The 12,903-nt window shown below is 62.3% G+C and carries 8 protein-coding genes; 1 reads left to right on the top strand and 7 read right to left on the bottom strand.

The window, feature by feature from the left end; all coding sequences use genetic code 11:
- Positions 1-57: 57 nt before the first annotated feature.
- The 7 genes from IB241_RS16110 to IB241_RS16080 all read right to left on the bottom strand — a co-directional run bounded on the left by IB241_RS16110 (position 58) and on the right by IB241_RS16080 (position 11,834).
- A complete protein-coding gene (locus tag IB241_RS16110; RefSeq protein ID WP_192299276.1) occupies positions 58-957 on the bottom strand; it encodes a polysaccharide deacetylase family protein in 900 nt (299 codons plus the stop codon).
- Positions 958-1,042: 85 nt separating this feature from the next.
- Positions 1,043-2,293, bottom strand: a complete 1,251-nt coding sequence (locus tag IB241_RS16105) for an OprD family porin (protein ID WP_192299275.1) — start codon at positions 2,291-2,293, stop codon at positions 1,043-1,045.
- A gap of 143 nt (positions 2,294-2,436) precedes the next feature.
- Positions 2,437-4,047: a J domain-containing protein gene (locus tag IB241_RS16100; protein ID WP_192299274.1), complete on the bottom strand. Its 1,611-nt coding sequence runs from the start codon at positions 4,045-4,047 to the stop codon at positions 2,437-2,439.
- A 12-nt stretch (positions 4,048-4,059) separates the two neighbouring features.
- Positions 4,060-5,757, bottom strand: coding sequence for a molecular chaperone HscC (locus IB241_RS16095; RefSeq protein WP_192299273.1), 1,698 nt, complete (start codon positions 5,755-5,757; stop codon positions 4,060-4,062).
- Positions 5,758-6,066: 309 nt separating this feature from the next.
- Positions 6,067-7,524, bottom strand: coding sequence for an AdeC/AdeK/OprM family multidrug efflux complex outer membrane factor (gene adeC, locus IB241_RS16090; protein WP_192299272.1), 1,458 nt, complete (start codon positions 7,522-7,524; stop codon positions 6,067-6,069).
- Positions 7,521-10,682, bottom strand: a complete 3,162-nt coding sequence (locus IB241_RS16085; protein ID WP_192299271.1) for an efflux RND transporter permease subunit — start codon at positions 10,680-10,682, stop codon at positions 7,521-7,523. Before IB241_RS16085 ends, adeC begins: the two co-directional genes overlap by 4 nt.
- A 3-nt stretch (positions 10,683-10,685) precedes the next feature.
- Positions 10,686-11,834 carry an efflux RND transporter periplasmic adaptor subunit gene (locus IB241_RS16080; protein ID WP_192299270.1) on the bottom strand — a complete coding sequence of 383 codons (1,149 nt, stop codon included), beginning with the start codon at positions 11,832-11,834 and terminating at the stop codon, positions 10,686-10,688.
- Between the two features lie 286 nt (positions 11,835-12,120).
- On the opposite strand from IB241_RS16080, the gene IB241_RS16075 reads away from it, so the two are divergent.
- A complete protein-coding gene (locus tag IB241_RS16075; protein ID WP_192299269.1) occupies positions 12,121-12,753 on the top strand; it encodes a TetR family transcriptional regulator in 633 nt (210 codons plus the stop codon).
- Positions 12,754-12,903 lie beyond the last annotated feature (150 nt).

The raw sequence follows: 12,903 nt of genomic DNA, 5'->3' as shown, positions 1-12,903 counted from the left end.
CTGAGTGGACTGCTGTAAGTGAAAGGTTCCAGTGCCTGTGTAGTCTGTTTCTCTCGCTCAGTGTGAGTCTGCGTCCCACACCCAATTCCACACGCCCGGCAGATGCACCTCTTCACTCACATCCTTGACGGTACGCGCCAAGGCTGCGCGCTGAAGTTGGGCCGTATCGGTGTAGAAGGGCTCAGCGGCAGTTCTCACGCCGTTGATCCGTGCGCTGTCCAGCAAGATCTGCAAGTACTCCTGCATATGCCGCGCGGTATAGCGGTTGATGTCATGAAACGTCACCACCACCGGAATCACCCCGTCCACCGTTGGCAACTCGCCCTGGGCGATGCGTTCGCGCACCACCGAGAGCTGTCGGTACAGGTTGGCGCGGCGGCGTGGGCTGGCGTTGAAGCCCCAGATCTTGCCGTCGTTGGCGCTCAAGTCGGTCAGCAGCACGTGCAGGCCATGACGCTGGTAGGCGGCGAAGGTGCGGCGGTCGTAGTTCCAGAACGGCGGGCGCACCAGCAGGGGCGGGCGGCCGGTGATCGAGGCGATGTCGGCGGTGCCCTGGGTGAGGGTGCTTTCCAGTTCGGCGTCGCTGAGCCAGCGATGGTTGGTATGAAACATCGTGGCCGTGTGGAAGGCCAGGACGTGCCCGCCGGCGTACTCGCGCTCCATGGTCTTGCGCCCGCGGGAGCTGCCGCCGGAGCGTGACGATTCGGTCTGCAGGAAGAACACCGCCTTGATCCCCGGCAACACCGGGTTGTGCGCCAGGTCGTTGATCACCGTACGGCTCGGGTTGTTGTAGCCCGAGGCGCTGGGGCCGTCATCGAAGGTCAGCAGGAAGCGGATCGGCGCCAGGCTCTGCAGGCGTTGCTCGGTCTGCGGCGTGAGGGCAATGGGTGCGCCGATGCAGCCGCTGAGGCTCAGGGCCAGGGCTAGCAGGGCGCACGCTAAAGCAAAGGATTTCATGGTGTGCACGGGCTCGAATAAAAAGCCGCTGCTGATTCAGCTCAGCAGCGGCAGGCGCGCACCATACAGCAAGGTCGATGACGGTTTACAGCAGACTGATCGGGTAACTGACGATCAACCGGTTTTCGTCGAACTCGTTGTTGCTGTAGTCGCGGCGCATGCTGGAGTTGCGCAGGCGCACATTGAGGTTTTTGGCCACCCCACTTTGCACGGTATAGCCCACTTCGGTTTCGCGGCCCCACTCCTTGCCGTCGGTGATGGTGCCGGTGTGCACGTTGCTGCCACTGATGTAGCGGTTCATCAGGGTCAGGCCCGGCACGCCGAGGGCGGCGAAGTTGTAGTCGTGGCGCACTTGCCAGGATTTTTCCTGGGCGTTGTCGTAGCTGGAGTTGTAGCTGTCGTTGGCCAGGGTGCCGCCGCTGGTGCCGTTGACGCGCATCCAGGCGTTGTTGCCGGTGAGTTTCTGCAGGCCGACGTAGAAGGTGTTGCCGCCGTATTTGGCCGAGAACAGTCCGGACCAGGTTTTGTTGTCCAGTTCCCCTGCGCGGGCGCTGCCGTCGTCCTTGCCGTAGAAGAAGCCGAGGTTGGCGCCCAGGGTCCAGTCGCCCAGGGGTTGGCTGTGGATCAGGTTGACGTATTGCTGGCGGTAGATGTCCTTGAGCTGGGCGTTCCACAGGCCGACCTGGGTGCGCTTGTCGTTGAACGTATATTCACCGCCCTGGAAGTTGAAACGGTCGGACGTGAAGGCGGTTTTACCGACCATCGACATGTCGTTCATGCTGCTGTCGTCACGCGGGCTGTTGGCGCGGAACTGGCCGCCATACAGGGTCAGGCCGTCGATTTCCTTGGAGGTGATCTGCCCGCCGCGCAAGGTTTGCGGCAGGGAGCGGCCATCGTCTGCGCGCAGGATCGGCAGTACTGGCATCCATTCGCCGACCTTCAGTTCCGTCTTCGAGATCCGCGCCTTGAACGCCACGCCCAGGCGCCCGAATTCATCCGCCGGGCGGCCGTCGTGGTCCAGTGGCAACAACTGGGTGCCACCGGTGCCGCGCCCACCATCGAGCTTCAACGAATACATGCCCAGCACATCCACCCCGAAACCCACCGTGCCCTGGGTGATGCCGGACTTGGCGTCGAGGATGAAACTCTGCGTCCACTCCTGCGCGCCGCCCTGGGTCTTGGTCGGGTTGGTGTAATTGCGGTTGAAGAAGAAATTACGCAGGTTGAGGTTGGCGCTGGCGTCTTCCAGGAAGCCGTGCTCTTGGGCGACGACGGGCAAGGCAAGGCTGGTGACGGCGGCAGCCAGCAACAGCTGGCGAGGGTGGAACGTGCTCATGGCGTTGAACCTATTGTTATTGGAGGTGTGCAGGTGCGGGCCATGGTGCGGGGCGGTGTGCAGGCGGTTCAATCGGGGGGAGGCGGGTTGTGGGCGGTGATCGCACGCAAGTTGCCGGGCAGTGGCGCCCGGCGTTTATGCGCCTAGAGCACGTGCATCAGGCTGGTCCAGGGGATCTCGGGCAAATAGCGCTGGCACAGCAGCGTAGCGGGCACCATCACCGCCAGGAATGCCACCTGCAACGGACTCCAGTGGGCCCAGTGCAGGCCGCTGATCCACGGGTAGAGCTGCTCGAAGTTCTCGCTGGGTTGGCCGATGCGCCTGCGGTGAAGCAGGTGGATCAGGATCATTCCCAGGTAGCCCAGCATGCCCATCACCCCCAGCAGCAGGCCAAACATCCACAACATGCCCAATTGCGGGATGCCGTGGCGCAATACCAGCCACTGCTGATGCGGGTTGAACCGTTCGGGCAGCAGGCGCTCTGTCAGCCACAGGTCGGGGATGATCAAGCGAGAGGTCAGGGCGGCCCATAGCTGTGTGGAACGGATAGCGATGAACGCTGGAATGAGCGTCAGCAGCACCACCATCACCGCTTCGGTGGTCATCTCCGATTTGGTCTCGGGCGCGACGGCCAGTGCCGCGGCCAGGGCCAAACCGCCCCACACCCTTATCCAGCTGCGATGGGACACCGGGCGTGGCAGGAATTTACGCCAGAAAAACACGTCGGCCTGGGGCAGGCGTTCCAACAACTGCGGGTAACGCCAGTTGAGGGTTTGGGCCAGCTGTTGGCAGGCGTGCCAGTCGTTGTCGCTGAACTGCGCCGTCATCCAGTTTTGCTGGGTCTTGGACATCGGCGTCAGCAGCAGGCGCGCCGCCATGGCATCGGCGGATTTCCAGGTGCGGTCCTCGGCCTTGGCCTGCAAGTGTTCGAAAAAGCTCTCCTGTTCACAGCGCGTGACCAGTTCGCGCCACATCCAGGCCGGTTCCGGGAACACGCCGGCCTGGTCGTCCCAGCCGAACGCCTGGCACACGCGCTCGAACAGCGGCACGCTCCAGGTGGTGTCATGCAGCAGGTGCAGGACGATGCGTTGCCACTGTTGTTGCAGGTCGAACACCCGCAGCCAGGGTTGGCCGGTCATTTGCGTGAGTTGGGTGATGAACTCGCGTTCGGCCTTCTGCTCCAGCAGCTCCTGCAAGGTGCGCCGGTACTCCTGCAACAACTCGCCGCTCAGCGCGTCGTGCTGCCACGGGGTCATGGCCACCTGTTGCCAGGGTGTCAGCCATTCAAGATGCTGCACCGCCCAACGGGTAATCGCGGCGCGCTCGCCTGGGCTTTCGAAGCAGTGGCGCAACAGGCCGGCCTGGAACGCCTCGGTGCAGCCCTGTTGTTGGGCCTGGGCCCAGCGTTCGTCCAGGTTGTGCAGGGTGAGGCCGTTGATCAGCGCCTGGGCCGGGTCGGGCCGGGGCGTTGCAAGCGGGGCAGGAGGGCGGGCGTTGACGTCCATCAGTTCGGCGAGGTCGTTGAGGTTGCCGTAGGCCGATTCGGCCACGGCGGCCGGTGCGGTCTCGGCCTCTTCTTCCCAGTCTGCCCGCCAGCGTGCGTAGGCCAGGGCTTCTTCGTAGGCTTCGCGCAGGCGCTGGAAGCCTTCGGCGTCATCGTCCGGGCGGCAGTTTTTGAGCAGCCGCGCGTAGCTGCGTTTGATGCTGCGTTCGTCGCTCTCTTGCGGCAGTTGCAGTACGGTCCAACAATCCATGTGGTTGTTCCCTTAGCGCCAGAACCCGTTGTCGAGCTGCTCAAGTTGACGGGTCAGTTCGCTGCGGGCCTCGCGGATGCGGCGTTCGTCCTGGGTGTCGAGCACCTGCTGGAACTGCGCGGCCCAATGGCCGAGTTGTTCGCGCAGCTCGCCGAGGTTTTCCTGGTAAAGGCGTTCGAGGCGGGCGCTGAGTACGGTGTTGACCTGCTGGTCGCGCGGGTGGACCTTGAGCAGCGCCAAGGCTTGCAGGCGTTGCTGGATCTCGTCCGGGCTCAACACGCCAGGGTTGTTCTCGATCACCAGCGAGTGCTGCTCGCCGGTCAGCGGGATCTTCACCTGGGCTTCGAGCAGGCCGTTGTTGTCGTAGGTGAAGCGCACGTCCAGGGACACTTCACCGGCTTTGCGCTTGGGCACGGCAATGTCCAGTTGGCCCAGTTCGATGTTGTCTTTGACCAGCCGGCTTTCGCCCTGGTAGATCTTCAGCAGCACCTGGCTCTGGTTGTCGTGCAGGGTCACGACGGTCTTGACCCGGCTCACCGGCACGCTGCTGTTGCGTTCGATCAGCGGCAGGTAGTGGCCGCTTTCGATATGGCCACCGTATTGGTGCGAGGTTTCGATGCCGAGGGTGTAGGGGCAGACGTCGGTCAGCACCACTTCTTCCAGCGCCGCCGAACGTGCCTTGAGTGCCGCCTGGATCGCGGCGCCGTGGGCGACCACCTGGTCCGGGTCGAGACTGATGGAGGGGAAGCGCCCGAACAAACCGGCGGCGAGTTTACGCACCAGCGGCATGCGCGTAGTGCCGCCCACCAGCAGGATTTCATCAAGGTCGCCCACGCGGATCCGCGCATCGCGCAGGGCCCGTTCGATCGGCGCCCGCAGGCGTTCGAGCAGCGGCGTGTAGAGCTTGGCGAGTTCCTGCTGGGTGATGGTTTTGACCCATTGGCGGCCGTCGACGCGCAGGGCGAACTCGGCGCTGTCGTCCTGGCCCAGGGCTTTGCGCACGCGCTCGGCTTCGCGGCGCAGGGCGTGCAACACGCTGCTGGTGGGCGGGAAGTCGGCGGCGTTGCGCTGGCTGTCGACGAAGTGTTCGAGCAGCAGGGTGTCGAAGTCTTCGCCGCCGAGGAAGTTGTCGCCGGCGCTGGCGCGCACTTCCATGACCCCGTCGAACAGCTCGATGATCGACACGTCAAAGGTGCCGCCGCCGAGGTCGAAGACCAGGAACGAGGTTTCCTTGTCGCGCTGGTGCAGGCCGTAGGCGAGGGCCGCGGCAGTCGGTTCGTTGATCAGTTTGTCGACGTTGAGCCCGGCCAGTTCACCGGCGATGCGCGTGGCTTTGCGCTGGCCGTCGCTGAAATACGCGGGCACGCTGATCACGGCGTCGGTGACGGTGTGGCCGTAGGTGCGTTCGATGTCTTCCTTGAGGCTTTTGAGCACCAGTGCCGAGAGTTCTTCGGGACGGAACGAACGGTCGCCCAGGCGCACTTCGGTGGCGCTGCCCATGTAGCGCTTGAACAGCGAGGTCGTCAGGTGCGGGTGGGTGTGCAGGCGTTCCTTGGCGGCCTGGCCTACCAGGATGCGGCCTTGGTCATCCAGGCCGACCACGCTTGGGGTCAGCAACTCGCCAAGGGCGTTGGGCACCATTTCGGCGGCATCACCGCGCCAGACCGCGGCGAGACTGTTGGTAGTCCCCAGGTCGATTCCTACGATCATTACGACAAGCTCCCTCTGTGGTCTGTAAGAATCTGTGACCAATTTTATCCTGAAAGGTTAAGCGAAATGCAAGGCGGCGGGTTTAGGGGGGGCAGATGGGGTTTGAACAAGCGCCGCTAGACCAATGTGGGAGCTGGCTTGCCTGCGATGCGGGCACCTCGGTGTGTCAGTTGCACCGCGGCGATGCTATCGCAGGCAAGCCAGCTCCCACAAAAGCGAGGCTCCACAAGCCAGCGCCTACATGCGCCACATTCAGGGCATAAAAAAACCGCTTCCGGTGAGGGAAGCGGTTTGTTCACAGCGGTGCGATCAGAACAGCTTCAGCGCCGGTGCTTCTTCTTTCAACGCCTCGTTTTTCGCGGTCTGCGCATTCCAGCCACCGCCGAGGGCCTTGTACAGGTTGACCTCGCTGGTGAGCTGCGCCAGGCGGTCGGTGATCAGCGATTGCTGGGCACTGAACAGTTGGCGCTGGGCGTCGAGGAAGGTCAGGTTGCTGTCGACACCAATGCGGTAGCGACGCTCGGCCAGGCGGTAGTAGTCCTGGTTGGCGGCGACGAAACCACGCTGGGCCTCCAGTTGCTGCTTGTAGGTCTCACGTGCGGCGAGGCCGTCGGAGACTTCCTGGAAGCCGGTCTGGATCGCCTTCTCGTAGGTCGCCACGTTGATCTCTTTCTGGATCTTCGCGTAGTCCAGGCTTGCGCGCAGGCTGCCAGCGTTGAAGATCGGGATGTTGATCTGCGGGGCGAACGACCAGGTGCCCGAGCCGCCCTTGAACAGGCCGCCCAAGTCCGGGCTCAGGGTGCCGGCGTTGGCCGTCAGGCTGATGCTCGGGAAGAACGCCGCACGGGCCGCGCCGATGTTGGCGTTGGCAGCCTTGAGGTTGGACTCGGCTTGCAGGATGTCGGGACGCCGTTGCAGCAGGTCCGACGGCAAGCCAGCCGGTACGTCGCTGAGCAGGTCATCCGACAGCGGCTTGCTGACCAGATTCGCCGGCAGGCCTGTGCCCAGCAGCAGGGTCAGGCTGTTTTCGTCCTGGGCCACCTGGCGGGTGTAACGCGCCAGGGCAACCCGGGCGTTCTCCACCGAGGTGCGCGCCTGGCTGAGGTCGAGGGCCGAGGCCACACCGACTTCGTTGCTGCGCGAGGTCAGCTTGAAGCTCTGCTCGTAGGCACCGAGGGTGTCCTGGGTCAGTTTGAGCAGCTCTTTATCGGCCTGCCAGGTCACGTAGGCCGTGGCCACGTTGGCGACCAGGCTGATCTGCGTGCTGCGGCGGGCTTCTTCGGTGGCGAAGTACTTCTGCAGGGCTTCTTCGCTCAGGCTGCGCACACGGCCGAACAGGTCCAGCTCGTAGGCGCTGATCCCGAGGGTGGCCGAGTACGAGCTGTTGATGCTCGACTCGCCGGTTTGCGAGGCACGTGCCGGTACACGCTGGCGGCTGCCGCTGCCCGTGGCCGAGACGGCCGGGAACAGGTCGGCACGCTGGATGCGGTACTGCGCGGCGTAGGCGTCGATGTTCAGGGCCGCGACACGCAGGTCGCGGTTGTTCTCCAGGGCAACCTGGATCAGCTGTTGCAGGGCAGGGTCATGGAAAAACTGCTTCCAGCCCTGTTCGGCAGCAGCCTGGCTCGGCGCCTGGGCCGACGAATACGCCGGCCCCTGCGGGAACTGTGCGGCTACCGGGGCTTCGGGGCGCTGATAGTCAGGTATCAGCGAGCAGCCACTGAGCACGAATGCCGTGACAGCTAAGGAAAGGAGCGACTTGCTCATTGGCCAGCCTCTTTATGGATGTCAGTAGGTTCAGTCTTTTTACGCTCGCCCGCGGCGGACACGGTTGCGAAGAACAGCGGTACCCAGAAGATCGCCAGGACAGTCGCGGTGATCATGCCGCCGATCACGCCTGTACCAATCGCGTGCTGGCTGCCCGAGCCGGCGCCCGAGGAGATCGCCAGCGGCAATACGCCAAGGATGAACGCCATGGAGGTCATGATGATCGGCCGCAGACGCATGCGGGACGCCTCGATGGCAGCCTCGACAATGCCTTTGCCCTGCTCGTGCAACTCCTTGGCGAACTCGACGATCAGGATGGCGTTTTTCGCCGCCAGGCCCACCGTCACCAACAAGCCCACCTGGAAGAACACGTCGTTGGACAAGCCGCGCATGCTCGTGGCGATCAACGCACCGACCACACCCAGCGGTACGACCAGCACCACCGCAATCGGGATCGACCAGCTTTCGTACAGTGCCGCGAGGCAGAGGAAGACCACCAGCAGCGACAGTGCATACAGCGCCGGCGCCTGGGAGCCGGACAGACGTTCTTCGTACGACAGACCGGTCCACGCGTAGCCGACACCCGCCGGCAATTGCTTGGCGATGCGCTCGACTTCAGCCATGGCATCGCCGGTGCTGTAGCCCGGTGCCGGGGTCCCGAGGATTTCCATCGCTGCTACACCGTTGTAGCGCGAGAGTTTCGGCGAACCGTAGATCCACTTGCCCGAGGAAATGGCCGACATCGGCACCATCTTCCCGGAGTCACTGCGCACGAACCATTTGTCCAGGTCTTCAGGCGACATCCGGCCAGCGGCCTCACCCTGCACGTACACCTTCTTCACCCGACCACGGTCGATGAAGTCGTTGACGTAGCTGCCACCCAGGGCAATCGCCAGGGTCTGGTTGATGCTCGACAGCGTGATGCCCTGGGCACTGGCCTTCTCGTCGTCAACGGTCAGCTCGTACTGCGGCTCATCGTTCACGCCGTTGGGACGCACGCCAGCAAGGATCTTGCTCTGCGCTGCCATGCCTAGGAACTGGTTGCGCGCTTCCATCAGTTTTTCGTGGCCGACGCCGCCCTGGTCTTGCAGGAACACGTCGAAACCGGTGGCGTTACCCAATTCGAGTACCGAAGGCGGCACGATGGCGAACACCATGGCGTCCTTGAAGGCGCCGAAGAAGTAACCCTGGGCACGCTTGGCCACTTCGAACACGGACGTCGAAGCATCACGCTCATCCCATGGCTTGAGCATCACGAACGCGAGGCCCGAGCTCTGGCCACGGCCGGCGAAGTTGAAGCCGTTTACGGTAAATACCGATTTGACGGCTTTGCCTTCGCCTGGCTCGCCTTCCTTGTCGTGCAGCAGGAAGGCGCGCATGTCGTCGATGACTTTCTGCGTGCGTTCAGCCGACGAGCCGACCGGGGTCTGCACCTGGGCGAAAATCACGCCCTGGTCTTCTTCCGGGAGGAATGCGCTTGGAATACGGGTGAACAACCAGACCATGCCGAGGACGATGACCAGGTACACAAAAAACGCCGGGAATTTGTGCTTGATCATGTTGCCCACGCCGCGCTCGTAGCTCAGTACGCCACGGTCGAAGGTGCGGTTGAACCAGCCGAAGAAACCACGCTTGGGTTGGCCGTGCTTTTCCGGGTCGATCGGCTTGAGCATGGTGGCGCACAAGGCCGGGGTGAAGATCAGGGCAACCAGTACCGACAACGCCATCGCCGAAACGATAGTGATGGAGAACTGTTTGTAGATCACACCTGTGGAGCCGCCGAAGAACGCCATCGGCAGCAGTACCGCCGAGAGTACCAGGGCAATACCCACCAGGGCGCCCTGGATCTGGCCCATGGACTTGACCGTCGCTTCTTTGGGCGACAAGTGTTCCTCGGCCATCACCCGCTCGACGTTCTCCACCACGACGATGGCGTCGTCCACCAGCAAGCCGATGGCCAGGATCATGCCGAACATGGTCAGGGTGTTGATGGTGAAGCCGAACGCCGCGAGGATGCCGAACGTACCCAGCAATACCACCGGTACGGTCATGGTGGTGATGATGGTGGCGCGGAAGTTCTGCAGGAACAGGAACATCACCAGGAACACCAGCACGATCGCTTCGACCAGGGTGTGAACGACACCGGAGATCGATTCGGTCACAACCGGGGTGGTGTCATACGGCACCACCGCCTTCATGCCTGGCGGGAAGAACGGTTCCAGGGACGCAACCGTGGCGCGGATGGCCTTGGCGGTGTCCAGGGCGTTGGCACCCGAGGCGAGCTTGATCGCCATACCGGACGCCGGCTTGCCGTTGAACTGTGCACTGATGCTGTAGTTCTGGCCGCCCAGTTCGATACGCGCAACGTCGCGCAGGCGAACCTGCGAGCCATCGGCATTGACCTTCATCAGGATCTTGCCGAACTCTTCGGCGGTTTGCAGGCGGGTCTTGCCGATGATGGTTGCGTTCAGCTGGGTGCCGGGCAGGGCAGGCAGGCCGCCCAGTTGGCCGGTGGCCACCTGTACGTTCTGCGCGGCGATGGCGCTGCTGACGTCTACCGGGGTCAGCTGGTAGTTGTTCAGCTTGGCCGGGTCGAGCCAGATACGCATGGCGTACTGCGAACCGAAGACCTGGAAGTCACCGACACCCGCCGTCCGGGAAATCGGGTCCTGGATGTTGGACACGATGTAGTTGGACAGGTCGTCCTTGGTCATGCTGCCGTCTTCCGACACCAGACCGATCACCATCAGGAAGTTCTTCACCGACTTGGTCACGCGGATACCCTGCTGCTGCACTTCTTGCGGCAGCAGTGGGGTCGCCAGGTTCAGCTTGTTCTGCACCTGAACCTGGGCGATGTCCGGGTTGGTACCCTGGTTGAACGTCGCGGTGATGGTCATGCTGCCGTCGGAGTTACTGTCCGAGGCGACATAACGCAGGTTGTCGATACCGTTGAGCTGTTGCTCGATGACCTGCACCACGGTGTCCTGCACGGTTTGTGCGGACGCGCCTGGGTAGGTCACCTGGATGTCGATGGCGGTTGGCGCGATGGCCGGGTATTGGTTGATGGGCAACTTCAGGATCGACAGTGCCCCGACCAGCATGATCACCAGGGCAATTACCCAGGCGAAAATGGGACGGTCGATAAAAAATTTCGACATGGGTTACTCCCCCTGGCCAGCAGCGGCGGCAGGAGCGGGAGCAGAACCGGCAGGCTTGGCGTTGTCGGCGTCCTTGACCTTGACTTCGATGCCCGGCTTGATGAATTGCAGGCCTTCGGTGATCACGCGGTCACCGGCGTCGAGGCCTTTTTCCACCAGCCAGTAGGCGCCGGACGTGCGGTTGGCAACCAGGGTGCGTTGCTCGACCTTGTTGTCCTTGTTCACCACCAATGCCGTCGGGATGCCCTTGATGTCGCGGGTCACGCCTTGCTGTGGCGCCAGGATGGCCTTGCTGTTCACACCGGCTTGCAGCTGGGCATGAACGAACATGCCGGGCAGCAGGGTGTGGTCAGGGTTGGGGAACACGGCGCGCAGGGTTACCGAACCGGTGGTCTGGTCAACCGACACTTCGGAGAATTCCAGCTTGCCGTCCTGGCCGTACGCGCTACCGTCTTCCAGGGTCAGCTTGACCTTGGCGGCATTGGCACCGGCTTTTTCCAGTTGGCCGCTTTCCAGGTCGCGGCGCAGTTTCAGCATTTCAGCCGAGGACTGGGTGACGTCGACGTAGATCGGGTCCAGTTGCTGGATCACCGCCATGGCATCGGTCTGGCCATTGCTGACCAGCGCGCCTTCGGTCACCGAAGAACGGCCGATACGCCCGGAGATCGGCGCGAACACTTTGGTGTAGCGCACGTTGATCTGGGCGGTTTGCACGTTGGCTTCCGCGGTCATGCGGTTGGCGACGGCGGTGTCGTATTCCTGGCGGCTGACGGCCTGCTCATCGACCAACTGCTTGTAGCGATCGGAGATGGACTTGGTCTGGGTCAGGCTGGCCTGCGCGCTTTTCAGGGTGGCGTCATACACCGACGGGTCGATCTGGTAGAGCTGTTGCCCTTCCTTCACGTCGCCGCCTTCCTTGAACAGGCGCTTGAGAATGATGCCGTTGACCTGTGGGCGAACTTCCGCAATGCGGTAGGCGGTGGTGCGGCCTGGCAGCTCGGACGTCAGGGTATAGGCTTGCGGTTGAATGGTGACCACGCCGACCTGAGGGGTTTGGGCGGGCGGAGCCGCTTCTTCCTTTTTACATCCGCTGAGCAGCGATGCCAGGGCGACGGCAGTGACCAGAGCGGTAACAGCTGGCTTAAGTTGCATGAAGATCCTCGGGTCAGGCGCGCAGGATGCGCACAAGAAATGTGGAAGGGTGAAAAACAAGCTGTGAGTGGATAAGTAGCTTGCTACGCAATATACTTACGTTCACGGTTGTTTGTAAACTCTTGACAGGCTTCGCGGAATGTTGACAAAGCAGTGCCCAAAGCCTCGATTTCATTACGTTCGGCACCCACGATGGTGCCGTCCCACAAATATTCAGATGATCGTCAACGGCTATTAATTCTGCGTTAACGATAGTCTCAAGTGTCCTGATTGAGGTTTTACTGCCATGGTTCGTCGCACCAAAGAGGAAGCTCAGGAAACGCGCAGCCAGATTCTCCAAGCCGCCGAGCAGGCCTTTTATGAGCGCGGTGTGGCACGCACCACCCTGGCGGATATCGCTGCGCTGGCCGGCGTGACGCGGGGGGCCATCTATTGGCATTTCAGTAACAAATCCGATTTGCTCCAGGCGTTGCTCGACACCCTGCACGAACCCCTGGACGAACTGGCCCGGGCCAGTGAAAGCGAGGATGAACTCGACCCGCTGGGCTGCATGCGCAAGCTGTTGATTCACTTGTACCATCAGGTGGCCCTTGACCCGAAAACCCGGCGCATCAATGAGATCTTGTTCCATAAGTGCGAATTCACCGATGAAATGTGCGACATGCGCCGTCAACGCCAGACTCACAGCCTGGAGTGCAATCTGCGTATCGGCTTGACCCTGCGCAATGCAGTGCATCGTGGTCAACTGCCGGAAAACCTCGACACCACCCGTGGTGCAGTGTGCATTCATGCCTATATCAACGGGCTGATCGGCCAATGGTTGCTGGTCCCCGACAGCTTCCAACTGCATCAGGACGCTGAGCGCTGGGTTGATATAGGGCTCGACATGCTGCGCTTGAGCCCGAACCTGCGCAATTGAGACAAAATGCGTAATTGCATCCGGTTGTGTCAACAGTAAAGCCTAAGGATGGTCAATCGTCCTTGTGCCGTATTTGTGGGGTGACTTTATATACGCGCTGGCCGGGGGTTGATAGGTAGCCGGCTAAGTATTTTGTAGGGATTTTGTTGC

Origin of the sequence: Pseudomonas sp. PDM05, from assembly GCF_014851685.1 — a bacterium.
In the GTDB taxonomy this organism is placed as follows: domain Bacteria; phylum Pseudomonadota; class Gammaproteobacteria; order Pseudomonadales; family Pseudomonadaceae; genus Aquipseudomonas.
This window is presented reverse-complemented; position numbering and strand designations above follow the sequence as displayed.

What these genes read in the sequence shown, in the direction of transcription:
- IB241_RS16075 (WP_192299269.1), top strand. Translation starts at nt 12,121, where the DNA reads ATGGTTCGTCGCACCAAAGAGGAAGCTCAGGAAACGCGCAGCCAGATT.
- IB241_RS16100 (WP_192299274.1), bottom strand. Translation starts at nt 4,047, where the DNA reads ATGGATTGTTGGACCGTACTGCAACTGCCGCAAGAGAGCGACGAACGC.
- IB241_RS16085 (WP_192299271.1), bottom strand. Translation starts at nt 10,682, where the DNA reads ATGTCGAAATTTTTTATCGACCGTCCCATTTTCGCCTGGGTAATTGCC.
- adeC (WP_192299272.1), bottom strand. Translation starts at nt 7,524, where the DNA reads ATGAGCAAGTCGCTCCTTTCCTTAGCTGTCACGGCATTCGTGCTCAGT.
- IB241_RS16095 (WP_192299273.1), bottom strand. Translation starts at nt 5,757, where the DNA reads ATGATCGTAGGAATCGACCTGGGGACTACCAACAGTCTCGCCGCGGTC.
- IB241_RS16080 (WP_192299270.1), bottom strand. Translation starts at nt 11,834, where the DNA reads ATGCAACTTAAGCCAGCTGTTACCGCTCTGGTCACTGCCGTCGCCCTG.
- IB241_RS16105 (WP_192299275.1), bottom strand. Translation starts at nt 2,293, where the DNA reads ATGAGCACGTTCCACCCTCGCCAGCTGTTGCTGGCTGCCGCCGTCACC.
- IB241_RS16110 (WP_192299276.1), bottom strand. Translation starts at nt 957, where the DNA reads ATGAAATCCTTTGCTTTAGCGTGCGCCCTGCTAGCCCTGGCCCTGAGC.